Below are 18,146 nucleotides of genomic sequence, written 5' to 3' on the forward strand. Positions count from 1 at the left end.
AAACGCCATGCGCAAACTGCTTTCTTCCGCCCTGCTGATCGTGGCCGTTTCCGGCTGTACCGCCGTGACTGATTTCGTGAAGCCTTACCGGATCGATGTCCGGCAGGGCAACTACATCACCCAGGACATGGTGTCCCAGCTCAAGCCCGGCATGAGCCGCGAGCAGGTGCGCTTCGTGCTCGGCACGCCGCTCGTCAGCGACATCTTCCATGCCGACCGCTGGGATTATGTTTACCGCTTTCAGCCGGGCAAGGGTGCCTCCCAGGAGCGGCGCCTCACTGTGATCTTCGAGGACGGCCGTCTGGCGCGCCTCGATGGTGACGTGCGTCCCGCCGACGCCGCGCCGCAGCCCGCACCCTGATGCGCTCGCCAGCCGCTGGCTGGGCATGATTCATTCCTTTTTGTCCTGAATGCCGAGGATTGCATGAATAAAATTCGTATTGCCGTTGCCGGTGCATCCGGACGGATGGGCCGGATGCTCGTCGAAAGCATCCTCAAGGCGCCCGACACTGCGCTGGTGGCGGCCTTCGAGCAGCCGGACAGCCCCTTCATCGGCAAGGACGCCGGCGAGCTGGTCGGGCTGCCCTGTGGCGTGGCCATCAGCAGCGACGTGGCCGCGGGCGTCGCCCAGGCCGACTGCCTGATCGACTTCACCCGCCCGGAGGGCACGCTGCATCACCTCGAGCTGGCCCGCGCCGCCGGCTGCGGCATGGTGATCGGCACCACCGGTTTCTCGGCCGATGGCAAGGCGGCCATCGCCGCGGCTGCCGAGCACATCCCGGTGGTGTTCGCGCCGAACATGGCGGTTGGCATGAACGCGGTGTTCAAGCTGCTCGACGTGGCGGCCCGGATCCTCAACGAGGGCTACGACGTGGAGATCATCGAGGCCCACCACCGCCTCAAGGTCGATGCGCCCTCGGGCACCGCGCTGCGCATGGGCGAGGTCGTCGCCGACGCGCTCGGTCGCGATCTCGACGCCTGCGCGATCTACGGCCGCGAGGGCGTCACCGGTGAGCGTGACGGCCAGACGATCGGTTTCTCGACCATCCGGGGTGGCGACATCGTCGGCGACCACACGGTGCTGTTTGCCGGCATCGGCGAGCGCATCGAGATCACCCACAAGAGCGGCAGCCGCATGCCTTACGCAGCGGGCAGCCTGCGCGCCGCCCGTTTCATCGCGCCGCGCAAGTCGGGGCTGTTCGACATGCAGGACGTGCTGGGGCTGAAGTAAAAAAGTCGGTTGACGGTCGGGCGGGGCTCAAGCAAGGGCGTGCCGTGCCGTTATCCTGATGGCTTTCCGGAAGACGCGTCGCCAGGGCGTACGCGTCCCGCTTTTCAAGATCCCTTGCTGACTGCCCACGTGATTCCTCCTGACGCCGATCTCGATTCACAAGACGCCCAGATCGGGCGCGCCGTGCGCGCGTTTCTCGCGAGCGGCGAGGCGGAGGGGGTGCTCGATACGCCCCTCGGTGAGGTCGTGACCGCCGAGCAATGCGTCGCCGCCCTGGGGGTGCTGCTCGGCGCCCGGGATGCGGCGGAGCGGGGGCTCCACGAGATGCGTGAGCGCCTCGACCTAGCCATGCACAACACCGAAGGTGGCGTGTGGGACTGGGATCTGGCCCGCAACTCAATTGTGATCGATAGCGCCTGGCGAAAGACGCTCGGTTACGATGAATCCGAATATTCGTCGAGTGGCCTCGCTTGGGTGCCGCTGGTGCATCCCCACGACCTCGAGCTCATGCGCAATCAGGTCGCGGCCCACCTGCGCGACGAAGTGCCGTATTTCGAGACCCAGTTCCGCATTCAGGCCAAGGGCGGCGGCTGGCGCTGGGTGCTGGCGCGGGGCAAGGCCTCCAACAGGGGCGCCGACGGCCGCTGGGCGCGCATGGTGGGCACCTATCAGGACGCCACCCAGGCCAAGTGCGCCGAGCTGGAGCTGCTCCACGCCAAGGAGCAGGCCGAGGCGGCCAACCGGGCCAAGAGCGACTTCCTCGCCAACATGAGTCACGAGATCCGCACGCCGATGAACGGGATCATCGGCATGACGGAGCTGATGCTCGACACCAAGCTCGATGCGGAACAGCGGGAATACCTGCACACCGTCAAGAGCTCGGCAGACTCGCTGCTGCGGATCATCAACGATGTGCTGGATTTCTCGAAGATCGAGGCTGGCCACATGACCCTCGAGCAGGTCGAGTTCTCCATCGTCAGCCTCCTCGGCGACACGATGAAGTCGCTCGCCCTGCGTGCCTACGAAAAAGGCATCGAGTGCTTCTACGACATCGGCACGGATGTGCCCGACGTGGTGATCGGCGACCCGATCCGCCTGCGTCAGGTGGTCACCAATCTGGTCGGCAATGCGGTGAAGTTCACCGAGGCGGGTGAGGTCGAGGTTTCGGTGTCGGCCAGCACCGTCGGCAGCGGTGATCTGGTACTCGAGTTTGCCGTGCGGGATTCGGGGATCGGCATCCCGAAGGACAAGCAGGGGCTTGTCTTTGGTGCCTTCTCCCAGGCCGACGCGTCGACGACCCGCAAGTATGGCGGCACCGGGCTCGGGCTGGCGATCAGCCGACGCATCGTCGAGCTGATGGGCGGCTCGGTCTTTCTCGAGAGCGAGCCCGGAAAAGGGAGCACCTTCCGTTTCACCGTCCGCGTCGGGATTGGTCGTGCCAAGGCGGTGGTGGTGGAAAGTTTTGGCCGGCGGCGGGCGCTGGTTGCTGGGCGCAACGCGGCCCTGCGGCACTGCGTCGGCGAGCAGTTGCGGGCAATGGGGCTCGATGTGCTGGAGGCGGGCAACGGCGCGGCCGTCGAGGACGCCCTGGCGGCGGCCCACAAGTCGGGAACTCCCTTCGACTGGCTGCTGATGGACGCCGCAATGCCTGCGCCCGGGGGTTACGCGCTCGCCGAGCGGCTGATCAAGGACTGGCCTTCCATCGATCGGCTCATCATGATGCTCGATGTCAGCAGCCATCGGGAAGATACGCTCAAGTGCGAGCGGCTGAAGGTCGGAGCGCGTCTCATCAAGCCATTCTCCCGTGCCGATCTGAGGGACGCGCTGGGCCTCGCCCTGCACGGCGCGGTGGCGGAGAGCGATCGTCTGCTCTCCTTCGATGCAACCCAGACCCATGCCTACGCGCCGGCCGAATCCGGCCCCGCGCTGAAGCTCAAGATCCTGCTGGTCGAGGATAACCCGGTCAACCAGACCGTTGCCGTCAAGATGCTGGAGAAGATGGGGCACACCCTGACCGTCGCCGGCAACGGTCAGGAGGGCCTCGATCTCTTCGACAAGGAAAAGTTCGATCTCATCCTGATGGACGTGCAGATGCCGGTGATGGGCGGGCTGGAGGCCACCCAGGCGATCCGTGCCCGCGAGGCGCGGCGTACCTGGGCGGCTGGCGGGCAGTGGCGCTCGACGCCGATCGTCGCGATGACGGCCCATGCAATGCAGGGCGACCGCGACCGTTGCCTGGCTTCCGGCATGGACGATTACATCGCCAAGCCGATCAAGCCGGCCGAGCTGCGCGCGGTGATCGAGCGGGTCGTGGGCGATGTGGGTGGTGTGGCCGAGGGGCAGGGGCAGGTTGAGGACGGGCACATCGATTTCGGGGCCGATGAAGCCGCAGCAGATCTCGATGCGACCCGCGAGCTGCTCGACGGCGACGAGGCCGCCCTGCAGCAGCTGATCGGCCTTTTCTTTGCTGATCTTGAGCGCAACCGCAAGGCGCTGGAGCAGGCGCAGCGCGCCAACGATTTCACCACCCTCCGCAATCTGGCGCATAGCATCAAGGGAAGCGCAGGGGTGTTCAATGCCGAAGGCGTGATGGCCGCCGCCCGCCGTCTCGAGACTCTGGCCCGGGAATCCGACGCCGCGGGTGTCCGGCGCGAGCTCCCTGAGCTTCTCGCCCAGCAGGGCAAGCTCGCAGGCGTCTTGCGCAGGGCGCGGAAGTCTTAGTGGCCAGCGCCGCCGGTTTCCCCTGGGCTGTGACGCGGGTTTGCCCGAACTACCCGCGGCGGGCTATAATTGAAAAGTTTCATAGCGGGATGGCCGTTCAGGCTGATCCCGTTTTTCATGTGTGGCCCGGCCGCACATGCTTGCCGTCCAATCAAAAGATTTCGAGGAGTTCACCGTGTCAGCTTTCCCGCCCGCCATTCTTGCTCTTGCCGACGGGACGGTGTTTTACGGAAAGGGTATCGGGGCGCTAGGTGTAACGACCGGTGAGGTGGTGTTCAACACCTCCATGTCCGGTTACCAGGAAATCCTCACCGACCCGAGCTACTGCCGCCAGATCGTCACTCTCACCTATCCGCACATCGGAAACACGGGCATCAACCGCGAAGATTGCGAGGCCGGCAAGGTCTACGCCGCGGGCCTGGTGATTCGTGATCTGCCCCTGGTGGCGTCGAACTGGCGCTCGGAGCAGTCGCTGGATGCCTACCTCAAAGCCGAAAACATCGTCGCCATTGCCGGTCTGGACACCCGCAAGCTCACCCGCATCCTGCGTGAAAAGGGTGCCCAGGGTGGCTGCATCATGACGGCCGCCACGGCGGCCGAACTGAATGCCGATGCCGCCATCGCCCAGGCCCGCGCCTTTCCGGGGCTGGCAGGCATGGACCTCGCCAAGGTTGTGTCTGCCACCGAGTCCTACGAATGGACCGAAGGCGAGTGGAAGCTGGGTGAGGGCTATGTGCCCCAGCAAAACGCGCGCTTCCATGTGGTGGCCTACGACTATGGCATCAAGCGCAACATCCTGCGCATGCTCGCCGAACGAGGCTGCCGCCTGACCGTGGTGCCGGCCCAGACGCCCGCTGCCGAGGTGCTGGCGATGAATCCGGATGGCGTCTTCCTGTCAAACGGCCCCGGCGATCCGGAGCCCTGCGACTATGCCATTACCGCGATCCGCGAAATCCTCGCCAAGGGCGTGCCGACCTTCGGCATCTGCCTTGGCCACCAGCTGCTGGCCCTGGCCTCCGGCGCCCGCACGCTGAAGATGAAATTTGGCCACCACGGTGCCAACCACCCGGTCAAGGATCTCGATTCCGGCCAGGTGCTGATCACCAGCCAGAACCACGGTTTCGCTGCGGACGCCGCGACGCTGCCGGCCAACGTGCGGACGACCCACGTGTCCCTGTTCGACGGCAGCCTGCAGGGCCTGGCCCGCACCGATGTGCCTGCCTTCTCGTTCCAGGGGCACCCTGAGGCCAGCCCGGGTCCCCACGACGTGGCCTACCTGTTTGATCGATTCATTTCGCTGATGGAGGCGAAGGGCTGAAGCCGATCCTTGCGCAGGCGCGCTCCGGCGCGCCGTATTCCGCTAATCCGCTTTCCTGCCCCTGAAGAACCATGCCCAAACGTACAGACATCAAGACCATCCTCATCATTGGTGCCGGCCCGATCATCATCGGTCAGGCCTGCGAATTCGACTACTCCGGCGCCCAGGCCTGCAAGGCCCTGCGCGAAGAGGGTTACAAGGTCGTGCTGGTGAATTCCAACCCGGCGACCATCATGACCGACCCGGAAACGGCGGACGTCACCTACATCGAGCCGATCACCTGGCAGGTCGTCGAGCGCATCATCGAAAAAGAGCGCCCCGATGCAGTGCTGCCCACCATGGGTGGCCAGACGGCGCTCAACTGCGCCCTCGATCTCGCCCGCAACGGCGTGCTCGAAAAGTTTGGCGTGGAGCTGATCGGTGCCAAGGAAGAGGCCATCGACAAGGCTGAAGATCGCCTGAAGTTCAAGGATGCGATGACCAAGATCGGTCTCGGCTCCGCGCGCTCCGGCATCGCCCACAGCATGGAAGATGCCCACCAGGTGCAGGCCGAGATCGGCTTTCCGGTCATCATCCGCCCGTCCTTCACGCTGGGCGGCACCGGCGGCGGCATCGCCTACAACACCGAAGAGTTCGTCGAGATCTGCAAGCGCGGCCTCGAGGCGTCCCCGACCAACGAGCTGCTCATCGAAGAGTCGCTGATCGGCTGGAAGGAATACGAGATGGAAGTGGTCCGCGACAAGGCGGACAACTGCATCATCGTGTGCTCCATCGAGAACCTCGACCCGATGGGCGTGCACACCGGCGACTCCATCACCGTCGCGCCGTCGCAGACGCTGACCGACAAGGAATACCAGATCCTGCGTAACGCCTCGATCGCAGTGCTGCGCGAGATCGGCGTCGATACGGGTGGCTCCAACGTGCAGTTCGCGATCAACCCGGCCGACGGCCGCATGATCGTCATCGAGATGAATCCGCGGGTGTCGCGCTCATCGGCGCTGGCCTCCAAGGCCACTGGCTTCCCGATCGCCAAGGTCGCTGCCAAGCTGGCGGTGGGCTTCACCCTCGACGAACTCAAGAACGACATCACCGGCGGCGCAACCCCGGCGTCCTTCGAGCCGTCCATCGACTACGTCGTCACCAAGATCCCGCGTTTCGCCTTCGAGAAGTTCCCGGCGGCCAATGATCGCCTGACCACCCAGATGAAGTCGGTGGGCGAGGTGATGGCCATGGGCCGCACCTTCCAGGAGTCCTTCCAGAAAGCCCTGCGCGGCCTCGAAACCGGCGCCTACGGCCTCGACGAGATCGAAGCCGACCAGGACGACCTCGAGCGCGAGCTCGGCGAGCCGGGTGCCCAGCGCATCTGGTACGTGGGCCAGGCCTTCCGCGAGGGCATGTCCTTCGAGCAGGTCCAGGCGCTGACCCGCATCGACCCGTGGTTCCTGATCCAGATCGAAGACATCGTCAAGACCGAGAAGTCGCTCACCGGCCGCTCGCTCAAGGGCATCGGCGCTGCCGAGCTGCGCGAGTTGAAGCGCAAGGGCTTTGCCGACCGCCGTCTGGCCAAGCTGCTGGGCACCGACGAAACCTCCGTGCGCCTGCACCGCCATGCGGCCGGTGTCCGCCCGGTGTTCAAGCGTGTCGATACCTGCGCTGCCGAGTTCGCCACCTCCACGGCCTATCTGTACTCCTCCTACGAGGACGAGTGCGAGGCCCGTCCGACCAGCAGCAAGAAGATCATGGTGCTGGGCGGTGGTCCGAACCGGATCGGCCAGGGCATCGAGTTCGACTACTGCTGCGTGCATGCGGCAATGGCGATGCGCGAGGACGGCTACGAGACCATCATGGTCAATTGCAACCCGGAAACCGTGTCCACCGACTACGACACCTCCGACCGCCTGTACTTCGAGCCGCTGACCCTCGAAGACATCCTCGAGATCGTTGCCGTCGAGCAGCCCGTCGGCGTGATCGTGCAGTTTGGCGGCCAGACGCCGCTCAAGCGCGCCCGCGATCTCGAAGCCAACGGCGTGCCCATCATCGGCACCAGCCCAGACATGATCGACGCGGCGGAAGACCGCGAGCGCTTCCAGAAGCTGCTGTTCGAGCTGGGCCTCAAGCAGCCTCCCAACCGTACCGCCCGCACGCCCGAAGATGCCGTGCGGCTGGCCGCCGAAATCGGCTACCCGCTGGTGGTCCGCCCGAGCTATGTGCTTGGCGGCCGGGCGATGGAAATCGTCCACGAGCAAAAGGACCTCGAGCGCTACATGCGCGAGGCGGTGAAGGTTTCCAACGATTCGCCGGTGCTCCTCGACCGCTTCCTCAATGACGCCACCGAAGTCGACGTCGATGCCCTCTCCGACGGCAAGCGCGTGATGATCGGCGGCATCATGGAGCACATCGAGCAGGCCGGCGTCCACTCGGGCGATTCCGCCTGTTCGCTGCCGCCCTTCACCCTCTCCGCGAAACTGCAGGACGAGCTGCGCCGCCAGACCGAAGCGATGGCACGGGCCCTCAACGTCTGCGGTCTGATGAACGTGCAGTTCGCGATCCAGGGGCAGGGCGACGCTGCCGTGGTCTATGTGCTCGAAGTGAACCCGCGTGCCTCGCGCACCGTGCCCTTCGTGTCCAAGGCCTGCAGCCTGCCGCTCGCCAAGATCGCCGCCCGCTGCATGGCCGGGCGCAGCCTGGATGATCAGGGTGTGGTCGGCGAGGTTGTGCCGCCCTACTATTCGGTGAAGGAAGCTGTCTTCCCCTTCGTCAAGTTCCCGGGTGTCGACACCATCCTCGGCCCCGAGATGAAGTCCACCGGCGAGGTGATGGGTGTCGGCCGTACTTTTGCCGAAGCCTTCGTCAAGAGCCAGATCGGCGCCGGCGTGCGTCTGCCGACCTCCGGGAAGGCTTTCATCAGCGTCAAGCACACCGACCGGCCGAAGGCCATCGAAGTGGCGCGGGAACTCATCGATCTCGGCTTCTCGGTCGTGGCGACCCGCGGCACGGCGTCGGCAATTGCCGCGGCGGGTCTGGCCGTGTCCGAAGTCAATAAGGTGAATGAAGGCCGTCCGCACATCGTGGACATGATCAAGAACAACGAGATCAGCCTCGTCATCAACTCCGTCGAGGAAAAGCGTCAGGCGGTCACCGACTCCCGTTCGATCCGTACCAGCGCGCTGGCGGCCAAGGTTACCGTGTTCACGACGATCGAAGGCGCCAAGGCAGCCTGCATGGGCATGCGTCACCTGTCCGGTCTCGAGGCCTACTCGCTGCAGGCCCTGCACGCGGAGCTCGGCAAGGCATGAACAAGGTTCCTCTGACTGTTGCCGGGGCTGAAAAACTCCGGCAAGAACTCCACCGCCTGAAAACCGTGGATCGCCCTGAGGTGATCGCTGCGATCGCTGAGGCGCGCTCCCACGGCGATCTGTCGGAAAACGCCGAATACGATGCGGCCAAGGAGCGCCAGGGCTTCATCGAGGGGCGGATTCGCGAAGTGGAGAGCAAGCTCTCCAATGCGCAGATCATCGACCCCAAGCTGCTCGATGCGGACGGCCGCTGCGTTTTTGGTGCGACGGTCGAGCTCGAAGATCTGGATACGGGTGACATGGTTACCTATCAGATCGTCGGGGATGACGAGGCGGACATCAAGGACGGCAAGATTGCGATCAGTTCGCCGATCGCTCGTGCGCTCATCGGGAAGTTTGCCGGTGACGTGGCCGAGGTTCAGGCCCCGGGTGGCGTCCGTGAGCTTGAGCTGATCGACGTCCGTTACGTCTGACCCATCGATCATGCAGCGGGTTGCCGAGCACCTTTACAGCATCGCCATAACCCTCTGGGTCGGCGCGTTGTGGGCGATCGGCTACCTTGCAGCTCCAGTCCTGTTCAGGCTCCTGGACGACAGGGCCTTGGCGGGGCGCGTTGCGGGCGAGATGTTCACTTACGTTGCCTGGCTGGGCATTGCAGCAGCGGCCTATCTGCTCGTCTTCGTGGCCTTGCGCAAGGAAGGCGGAGCTTTCCGGAGCAGCGTTTTCTGGCTGGTGCTGCTGATGCTTCTCCTGACGGTCGCAGGCTATTTTGGTGTTCAGCCGATCCTGGCTCAGTTGAAAGCGGATTCATTTCCGCGTGAGGTGATGGAAAGTGCCTTGCGTGATCGCTTCGTTGCCTGGCACGGGGTGTCGAGCGTTGTTTATCTTGTTCAGAGCCTGCTCGGCCTGATGCTGGTCGCATTGCAGGGGCGCGGGCTGCGCTGACCGCGGCCCTGCGTGGTCCGATCAGTCGGCCGGATTACGCCGGCTTTTGTTCGGAGTTGCGAACCAGTGGGTCTTGCGGGGGGCTTTTGCGGTCAAGGACGCAATGCCGCGACGGGCAGAAAGTGCCTTGGCAGACTTCGCCTTTGAGACCGCTTTCTTGGGGCGCTCGGTGACGCTGCCCGCGGAGACCTCTTCCGCACGCTTTTCCCGCCACACGATCAAAGTCTTGCCAATGTGCTGGACAGCGGCTGCCTGGAGTTCGGTGCAGACGGTTTGCATGATCGAGTCCCGGTGGGAGCGATCTTCGCCATAGACACGAATCTTGATGAGTTCGTGAGCCTGGAGAGCGTGGTCGATCTCCTTGAGCACGGAAGGCGTGAGCCCATTGCTGGAGACGCTGACCACCGGGTGCAGGTGGTGCGCCTGCGCACGAAACGCTCGCCGCTGAGCCGGCGTGAGTTCAATCATTTTAAAACCCATTGACAAAAGGGCATAATTGTACCCCGATGAAGCGTACCAAGACCAGCAAATCCTGGATGGCAGAGCATGTCAATGATCCTTTCGTCCAGCGTGCCAAGTCCGAGGGCTGGCGTGCCCGTGCAGCCTACAAACTGATGGAGATCGACGACAAGGATAAGCTGATCCGTCCAGGAATGATTGTCGTGGATCTGGGCGCCGCGCCGGGCTCCTGGAGCCAGGTCGCGAACAAGCGGGTGGGTGAGGTGGGCCGGGTCTTTGCGCTCGACCTGTTGCCCATGGAGCCTATCCCGGGTGTCGAGTTCATGCAGGGCGATTTCCACGACGAGGAGTTCGTCGAACGGTTCGAAGAAATTCTGGGTGGTCGTCAAGTGGACCTTGTAATGTCCGACATCGCACCCAACATATCGGGTATCCCCAGCAGTGACCAGGCAAGGTCTGTGTATCTTGCGGAGCTTGCGCTGGATTTTGCCCAGAAACACCTCGCGCAAGGCGGGCGCTTCCTGGTGAAGGTCTTCCAGGGGGAAGGGTTCGACGCCTTTCGCAAACAGATGGAAAACGAGTTCAAGTCTGTGCTGGTGCGCAAGCCCCAGGCGTCCCGGGGCAGAAGTTCGGAAGTCTATCTGCTGGGCTCGGGCAAGCGTGCCTAGGCGGGGAAGGGCATCATTGTCTCCTTTAATGATGACGATGATTTGATCGATCGAACGATCGGACATAGAATCAGTCTACAAAGTTGTAGCTCATGTCGGGCTGTCAAGGAATCGCGTGAACAATCTATTCAAGAATCTTGCGATCTGGTTGGTGATCGGCGTCGTGCTGATGACCGTTTTCAACCAGTTCAACACTCGCCAGGCCGCCCAGAACTCGGTCGAATACTCCCAGTTCATGGAGGACGCCAAACAAGGCAAGGTCGCCAAGGCGGTCGTGGATGGCCGTACCGTCAGGGCAACCACCCAGGATGGACGGCAAGTTACGGTCTACACGCCCGGTTTCCAGGATATCTGGATGGTGGGTGATCTGATGCGTTACGGGGTCAAGGTCACGGCGGCGAAGCCCGAGGAGGAGCAGTCCTTCCTCATGAACATCTTCGTTTCCTGGTTTCCGATGATCCTGCTGATCGGTGTCTGGGTCTTCTTCATGAGGCAGATGCAGGGGGGCGGGCGCGGCGGCGCCTTCTCCTTCGGTAAATCCAAGGCCAAGATGCTTGACGAGACGGCCAACACCGTCACGTTTGCTGATGTTGCCGGTTGTGATGAAGCCAAGGAGGAAGTTGGCGAACTCGTCGAGTTCCTGCGAGATCCCTCCAAGTTCCAGAAGCTGGGCGGGCACATCCCGAAGGGTGTGCTGATGGTGGGTTCGCCGGGTACCGGCAAGACTCTGCTCGCCAAGGCGATCGCCGGCGAGGCGAAGGTGCCGTTCTTCTCTATCTCCGGTTCCGATTTCGTTGAGATGTTTGTCGGCGTCGGCGCGGCGCGTGTCCGCGACATGTTCGAGCAGGCCAAGAAGCAGGCGCCCTGCATCATCTTCATCGACGAGATCGACGCAGTGGGTCGTCAGCGTGGCGCCGGGCTGGGTGGCGGCAATGACGAGCGTGAGCAGACCCTTAACCAGCTGCTCGTCGAAATGGATGGTTTCGAAGGCGTCTCTGGCGTCATCGTGATTGCCGCAACCAACCGTCCTGACGTGCTCGATCCTGCGCTGCTTCGTCCGGGTCGATTTGATCGGCAGGTGGTCGTGCCGCTGCCGGATATTCGTGGTCGGGAGCAGATTCTGCGGGTTCACATGCGCAAGGTGCCCATCGCGCCCGATGTGGATGCGATGATCCTGGCGCGCGGTTGCCCGGGCTTCGCTGGCGCCGATCTTGCCAATCTGGTGAACGAGGCGGCGCTATTCGCCGCGAGAGGCAACAAGCGCCTCGTGGACATGGACGATTTTGAACGCGCCAAGGACAAAATCATGATGGGCGCCGAGCGGCGTTCGATGGTCATGCCCGAGGAGGAGCGTCGCAATACGGCCTTCCACGAGTCGGGTCATGCAGTGGTGGCCAAGTGCCTCACCAAGACCGACCCGGTTCACAAGGTCACCATCATTCCGCGTGGCCGCGCCCTGGGCGTGACGATGCAGCTCCCCGAGCAAGATCGCTACAGCCAGGACCGCGAGCGTCTGCTGCAGACCATCGCGGTGCTCTTCGGTGGCCGGATCGCCGAGGAAATCTTCATGAATCAGATGACCACGGGTGCTTCCAACGACTTCCAGCGCGCCACCGACCTGGCCCGGCGGATGGTCACCCAGTGGGGTATGTCCGACAACCTCGGCCCGATGGTTTATGGTGAGGAAGAGGGCGAGGTGTTTCTGGGCCGTTCGGTGACGACTCACAAGAACATGTCGGAAGCGACGCTGCAAAAGGTCGACGCCGAGATCCGGCGGATCCTTGACCAGCAGTACGCGCTGGCACGTCGGCTCATCGAGGAAAACCGTGACAAGGTAGAGGCGATGACTGCGGCGCTGCTCGAGCTCGAGACCATCGATGCGGATCAGATCAACGACATCATGGACGGCCGGGCTCCCCGTGCGCCCAAGCCCTCGTCTCAGACCCCGCGTCGGCCGAGTGACGATTCGCCGGGGGCTGCGCCGACGGCGGCAGCACCCGCAGCCTGATAAGTAACATTCGTGTAGTTCAGGGGCCGGCTCGACGCCGGCCTCTTCATTTTTGAGGCTTAAATGAGTTCTTCCATTCTCGCCTGTGGCCGTTTTCAGCTTGATATGTCGCAACCGAAGATCATGGCGATCATCAACGTCACGGCAGATTCATTTTCGGGTGATGGCTGCCCCGATCTTGGCAGCGCGCTGCTTGCCGCTGAGCGTGCAGTCAAGGAGGGGGCCGAGATTCTCGACATCGGTGGTGAGTCGTCCCGTCCTGGCGCGACAATGGTTTCGGAGCAACAGGAGCTGGACAGGGTTGTTCCGCTGGTCGAGGCGCTCGCGCCCCTCAACATCCCTTTGTCCATCGATACGGTGAAGCCTGCGGTGATGCGGGAGTCGATTCGTGCGGGGGCCGATCTGATCAATGATATTGCGTCATTTCGGGCGCCTGGTGCGCTCGATGCTGTGTGCGGCAGCTCTGCGGCGTTGAGCGTCATGCACATGCAGGGTGAGCCCGGTACCATGCAGCTGGCGCCGAGTTATCGTGACGTCGTTGCCGAGGTTCGAAGTTTTCTCGATGAGCGGGTGCGCGTGCTGCTTGACAATGGTGTCTCGCGGCAGCGCATCGTGGTCGATCCGGGTTTTGGTTTTGGCAAGACGCTGGATCATAATCTGGCACTGTTGCGACACCTTGAGGTGTTCGGAGAGAGTGGCTTTCCGGTCTTTGTGGGGGTGTCACGCAAGACGATGCTCGGAGCGATCACGGGGCGCGACGTGCGCGAACGCGTGTTTGCCGGCGCGGCAGCGGCCTTGCTGGCAGTCCAGCGGGGGGCACGAATCGTCCGGACTCACGATGTTGCCGCGACGCGTGATGTTTTGCGCGTATGGATGGCGGTGGAGGCAGACAGGCCGCCCGGCCTTGCGGCATAATGCTAAAATCATGAAAGAGCCTGTGCGAGGGTAAGATGTCTAGAAAGTATTTTGGTACCGATGGCGTACGTGGTTGTGTCGGGGAAGCGCCGATTACGCCGGATTTCTGTTTGCGTCTGGGCTATGCGGCCGGCAAGACGCTGGTTGCACGCGAACACCTGCGGCCTGGTGATCGTCCCGCGGTGATCATCGGAAAGGACACCCGCATCTCCGGATACATGCTCGAGTCGGCCCTCGAGGCTGGCTTCGCGGCGGCGGGTGTCGATGTCTTCCTGGCAGGTCCTTTACCGACGCCGGCGATCGCATACCTTACTCGGGCGCTGCGCCTGCAGGCCGGTGTGGTGATTTCTGCGTCCCATAACCCCTTCGAGGATAACGGGATCAAGTTTTTCTCGGCGGCAGGTACCAAGTTGCCTGATTCCGTCGAGCTCGAGATCGAAGCACGGCTCGATGAGCCGATGGGGTGCGAGCCGTCTGCGCGCCTCGGCAAGGCTCAGCGCATCGATGACGCGCGCGGGCGTTATGTCGAATTCTGCAAGAACACCTTCCCGAATGAGCTCGACCTGCGTGGCATGAAGATCGCGCTCGACTGCGCACACGGTGCTGCGTACACCGTCGCGCCCAAGGTTTTCCACGAACTCGGTGCAGAACTCGTGCTGGTGGGGGTTGAGCCCAACGGCATGAACATCAACGACAAGGTGGGTGCAACCTCTCCCCAAAGCATTCGGGACGCAGTGCTGAGCAGTGGCGCCGATCTTGGCATCGCGCTGGATGGTGACGGCGACCGGATCATCATGGTCGACGGAAAGGGCGGGGTCTACGACGGCGACAAGCTGCTTTACGTGATCGCCAAGGCTGCCGTTGCGGCGGGCGGCGCGAACGGTGTCGTCGGCACCCTGATGAGCAATCTGGGTTTCGAGCACGCGGTCGGCCGACTCGGGCTTCCGTTTGCACGCGCCAAGGTGGGTGACCGCTATGTGCTTGAGTTGATGCACGCCAACGGCTGGAAGCTGGGGGGCGAAAACTCCGGTCACATCATCTGCCTGGATCGCCACACCACGGGGGATGGGATCATCGCCGGTCTTCAGGTGCTGGCTGCGCTGCGCCAGCAGAATGCCAGGCTCGAAGACATGTGCGCAGACCTCACTTTCTATCCGCAGAAGCTTGTCAATGTGCCGATCAAACCGGGTTTTGCGTGGGCAGACAGCGAGGCGATTGCTGCTGCCGTGACGGCGGCCACTGCCGAGCTTGCTGACAAGGGGCGTGTGTTGCTGCGCCCCTCTGGAACCGAGCCCTTGCTGCGTGTGATGGTCGAAGGTGACGATGGTGCAATGGTCGATCGCCTTGCCCATGGACTGGCTGAGGTTGTGAGGGCTGCCGCGAACTGAAGTTGCTGCATTGCGACATGTAACAAATCTGAAATTTTCGAGTCGTAGAATTCGCCCGGTGTTAGATCTGCTATGCGTGATCTGACGCCGGGTTTTTTGCTTCAGGCCGTCAGTTTTTTCTTGCGGCTCACCTCTACGATGGAGAAATTCATGCAAGGTTTCATTCGCGCCTGTTCGTTTGTTGTTGCCCTGGGTGGTGCTGGTGTCGCACAGGCTGTTGACATTACCGGTGCAGGGGCGACGTTCCCGTATCCCATCTACTCGAAGTGGGCCGAGATTTACAAAGCCAAGACCGGTTCCGGCCTCAACTATCAGTCCATCGGCTCTGGCGGTGGCATCAAGCAGATCAAGTCGAAGACCGTTGATTTCGGCGCGTCTGACATGCCCTTGAAGGCTGAAGATCTCGAGAAGGATGGTCTGGTTCAGTTCCCGGCGGTGATCGGCGGTGTGGTGCCGGTGGTCAACCTCGAAGGTGTGGCGCCGGGGCAGATGAAGATGACCGGCACGCTGCTGGCCGACATCTACATGGGCAAGGTCAAGAAGTGGAACGATCCGGCGATCGCTGCGCTCAACGCCGGTGTAAGGCTGCCGGACGAGAACATCACTGTTGTCCGTCGTGCTGATGGTTCCGGCACGACTTTCCTCTTCACCAACTATCTCTCCAAGGTTTCGACCGACTGGAAGGACAAGGTTGGCGCCGGTACCGCGGTGCAATGGCCGGAAGGTGTGGGCGGCAAGGGTAACGAGGGTGTGGCCTCTTATGTTCAGCGTATCAAGGGTGGCATCGGCTACGTGGAATACGCCTACGCCAAGAAGAACAAGATGATCCACCTGGCCATGAAGAACAAGGCGGGCGAGTTCGTTCAGCCGGACGACCTGACTTTCCAGGCTGCTGCGTCGTTTGCCGAATGGAGCAAGGTGCCTGGCTTCGGCGAGATCCTCACGGAGCAGCCGGGCAAGACCAGCTGGCCGATCACCGGCGCAAGCTTCATCCTGATGCACAAGGTGCAGGCCGATCCGGCCAAGGGTGCCGAGGTGGTGAAGTTCTTCGACTGGGCCTTCAAGAACGGCCAGAAGACCGCTGAGGAGCTCGATTACGTGCCGCTTCCCCCGGTTCTGGTGAAGCAGATCGATACCGCTCTGCGCGCTTCCCTCAAGGATGCTTCCGGTAATCCGGTCATCAAGTAATTTTTTGTCCGAACTGGATGGGGCGGCTGCGAGGCGGCTTGCCCCATCCGTGTTTTAGTGCTGAATCAACACGGTGAGCTGCAATGTCTTCCTATAGCACTGCTCTTGGAGCGGGAGGCCCGGCGGGTCAAGGCCTGGCGGGCTCCAGCGAGGCTGGTGGCGTTAAAAACCCGGAGCCTTCGCGCGATCGAATGCGTGCGCAACGTTTCCAGGATGCGCTTTTTCATCAGCTCACGCGTTTCTTTGCCTTTCTGGTTCTGGCGATCCTCGTTGCCATCCTCGCCTCCCTGTTTTACGGTGCCTTGCCGGCGCTTAAAGAGTTTGGCGCGGGCTTTCCGTTCAGCGCAGACTGGAATCCGGTGCTGGACAAGTTCGGCGGCCTGATTTCGGTTTACGGCACCTTGAGTACGTCTCTGATCGCCTTGCTGGTGGCGGTGCCGGTGAGCTTCGGGATCGCCCTGTTTCTTACCGAATTGTGCCCGCCGGCCTTGCGCGCACCGCTCGGCGTGGCGGTTGAATTGCTCGCGGCCGTGCCCAGCATCATCTATGGCATGTGGGGCTTGTTCGTTTTTGCGCCGCTCTTTGCCGACTACATTCAGCCGCTGCTGAGCGGAACCTTGGGTCAGTTGCCGTTTGTCGGCGTCTTGTTCCAGGGGCCGCAGAACGGTATCGGCATCCTTTCCGCTGGTCTGATCCTGGCGGTCATGGTTATTCCGTTCATCGCCTCGGTGATGCGCGATGTCTTTGAAGTGGTGCCCGGCATCCTCAAGGAGTCTGCCTACGGGCTGGGGGCGACGACCTGGGAGGTGGTGTGGAACGTGGTTCTGCCCTATACCCGTGTAGGTGTCATCGGTGGCGTGATGCTCGGCCTGGGCCGGGCGCTCGGTGAGACGATGGCCGTGACCTTCGTCATCGGCAACGCCCATCGCATCAGCCCTTCGCTCTACGAGGCGGGCAACAGCATCGCTTCTACGCTGGCAAACGAATTCGCTGAGGCTTCATCTGACCTGCACGTCGCGTCCCTGATCGCGCTGGGCTTGATCCTGTTCTTCGTGACCTTCGTCGTGCTGGCGATTTCCAAGATTCTGCTGATGCGTCTGCAGCGCAGCGAAGGGGAGAAAACCTGATGGCACTCGAAACGACTGCGCTGTATCGCAAACGCGTACGAACCAATCGGCTGGCTTTGGTGTTGTCGATTCTGGCGATGGTGATCGGCATGGGTTTCCTGGCGTGGATTCTCGCCGTTCTTTTGTACAAGGGGTTCGGTGCGTTGAGCCTGACGCTCTTTACTGCCTCAACGCCCGCGCCGGGCTCAGAGGGGGGGCTTGCCAACGCGATCCTCGGCAGCGCGGCGATGGTCGGCGTGGCAACCTTCATTGCGACGCCCATCGGTATTCTGGCGGGTGTCTATCTTTCCGAGTTCGGGCGGCGTGGCTGGCTTGCACCGACAACCCGCTTCATCAACGACATCCTGCTGTCTGCTCCATCCATCGTCATCGGCGTTTTCATCTACGCTGTTTATGTGGCGCAGGTGCAGCACTTTTCGGGCTGGGCGGGCTCCCTGGCGCTCGCACTGATCGCGATTCCGGTGGTCGTGCGGACCACCGAGAACATGCTCAATCTGGTTCCGGCGAGCTTGCGTGAAGCGGCCTCGGCCCTCGGTGCACCGCGATGGAAGGTCGTTCTGAGCGTTGTGCTGCGTGCGGCTAAGGCTGGTGTCCTGACCGGCATCCTGCTTGCCATTGCGCGGGTCAGCGGTGAAACGGCACCCTTGCTGTTCACCGCCCTGAACAACCAGTTCATGAGCCTGGACCTGAACGGCCCGATGGCCAACCTGCCGGTGGTGATCTTCCAGTACGCCATGAGCCCCTATGAAAACTGGAACTCCCTGGCCTGGGGCGGCGCGATCATCATCACCTTCGGTGTGCTTTGTCTGAACATCCTCGTTCGCACCCTGTTCCGCAAGAAGATTTAAGGAAATCCAAGATGCAATCTCCTACTGTTACGAC

Annotated in this window: 15 protein-coding genes; 14 read left to right on the plus strand and 1 reads right to left on the minus strand. The window is 62.6% G+C overall.

Annotation, left to right across the window (positions count from 1 at the left end; genetic code table 11):
- Positions 1-7: 7 nt before the first annotated feature.
- From ZRA01_RS03150 to ZRA01_RS03180, 7 genes are all read left to right on the plus strand, one after another.
- The gene (locus ZRA01_RS03150) at positions 8-361 is read left to right on the plus strand and encodes an outer membrane protein assembly factor BamE (protein ID WP_141349304.1); all 354 of its coding nucleotides are present in this window, start codon (positions 8-10) and stop codon (positions 359-361) included.
- Positions 362-424: 63 nt separating this feature from the next.
- Positions 425-1,231: a 4-hydroxy-tetrahydrodipicolinate reductase gene (dapB, locus tag ZRA01_RS03155; RefSeq protein ID WP_141349305.1), complete on the plus strand. Its 807-nt coding sequence runs from the start codon at positions 425-427 to the stop codon at positions 1,229-1,231.
- 114 nt (positions 1,232-1,345) lie between these two features.
- Positions 1,346-3,952, plus strand: a complete 2,607-nt coding sequence (locus ZRA01_RS03160) for a response regulator (protein WP_141349306.1) — start codon at positions 1,346-1,348, stop codon at positions 3,950-3,952.
- Between the two features lie 175 nt (positions 3,953-4,127).
- On the plus strand, positions 4,128-5,270 hold the full coding sequence (gene carA, locus ZRA01_RS03165) for a glutamine-hydrolyzing carbamoyl-phosphate synthase small subunit (RefSeq protein WP_141349307.1): 1,143 nt from the start codon (positions 4,128-4,130) through the stop codon (positions 5,268-5,270).
- 71 nt (positions 5,271-5,341) lie between these two features.
- Positions 5,342-8,566 (plus strand): carbamoyl-phosphate synthase large subunit, encoded by a 3,225-nt coding sequence (gene carB / locus ZRA01_RS03170; RefSeq protein WP_141349308.1) that lies wholly within the window; start codon positions 5,342-5,344, stop codon positions 8,564-8,566.
- Positions 8,563-9,039, plus strand: coding sequence for a transcription elongation factor GreA (greA, locus tag ZRA01_RS03175; RefSeq protein ID WP_141349309.1), 477 nt, complete (start codon positions 8,563-8,565; stop codon positions 9,037-9,039). The genes carB and greA overlap by 4 nt, the downstream gene beginning before the upstream one ends.
- 10 nt (positions 9,040-9,049) lie before the next feature.
- Positions 9,050-9,511, plus strand: a complete 462-nt coding sequence (locus ZRA01_RS03180) for a DUF4149 domain-containing protein (protein ID WP_141349310.1) — start codon at positions 9,050-9,052, stop codon at positions 9,509-9,511.
- Between the two features lie 21 nt (positions 9,512-9,532).
- Here the strand turns inward: ZRA01_RS03180 and yhbY are convergent, their stop codons facing one another.
- Complete coding sequence (gene yhbY, locus ZRA01_RS03185; RefSeq protein WP_141349311.1) at positions 9,533-9,979, minus strand: ribosome assembly RNA-binding protein YhbY; 447 nt, start codon at positions 9,977-9,979, stop codon at positions 9,533-9,535.
- Between the two features lie 38 nt (positions 9,980-10,017).
- Here yhbY and ZRA01_RS03190 point away from each other — a divergent pair, with 38 nt between their 5' ends.
- From ZRA01_RS03190 to pstA, 7 genes are all read left to right on the plus strand, one after another.
- Positions 10,018-10,638, plus strand: a complete 621-nt coding sequence (locus tag ZRA01_RS03190; protein WP_141349312.1) for an RlmE family RNA methyltransferase — start codon at positions 10,018-10,020, stop codon at positions 10,636-10,638.
- 115 nt (positions 10,639-10,753) lie between these two features.
- A complete protein-coding gene (gene ftsH, locus ZRA01_RS03195) occupies positions 10,754-12,646 on the plus strand; it encodes an ATP-dependent zinc metalloprotease FtsH (RefSeq protein ID WP_141349313.1) in 1,893 nt (630 codons plus the stop codon).
- Between the two features lie 63 nt (positions 12,647-12,709).
- Complete coding sequence (folP, locus tag ZRA01_RS03200; protein ID WP_141349314.1) at positions 12,710-13,561, plus strand: dihydropteroate synthase; 852 nt, start codon at positions 12,710-12,712, stop codon at positions 13,559-13,561.
- Positions 13,562-13,596: 35 nt separating this feature from the next.
- The gene (glmM, locus tag ZRA01_RS03205) at positions 13,597-14,949 is read left to right on the plus strand and encodes a phosphoglucosamine mutase (RefSeq protein ID WP_141349315.1); all 1,353 of its coding nucleotides are present in this window, start codon (positions 13,597-13,599) and stop codon (positions 14,947-14,949) included.
- Between the two features lie 72 nt (positions 14,950-15,021).
- Positions 15,022-16,137 (plus strand): phosphate ABC transporter substrate-binding protein PstS, encoded by a 1,116-nt coding sequence (gene pstS, locus ZRA01_RS03210; RefSeq protein WP_246093266.1) that lies wholly within the window; start codon positions 15,022-15,024, stop codon positions 16,135-16,137.
- 83 nt (positions 16,138-16,220) lie between these two features.
- Positions 16,221-17,264, plus strand: a complete 1,044-nt coding sequence (pstC, locus tag ZRA01_RS03215; protein ID WP_246093267.1) for a phosphate ABC transporter permease subunit PstC — start codon at positions 16,221-16,223, stop codon at positions 17,262-17,264.
- On the plus strand, positions 17,264-18,112 hold the full coding sequence (gene pstA / locus ZRA01_RS03220; protein WP_141349316.1) for a phosphate ABC transporter permease PstA: 849 nt from the start codon (positions 17,264-17,266) through the stop codon (positions 18,110-18,112). The genes pstC and pstA overlap by 1 nt, the downstream gene beginning before the upstream one ends.
- Positions 18,113-18,146: the final 34 nt, after the last annotated feature.

Source organism: Zoogloea ramigera (assembly GCF_006539865.1).
GTDB lineage: Bacteria > Pseudomonadota > Gammaproteobacteria > Burkholderiales > Rhodocyclaceae > Zoogloea > Zoogloea ramigera.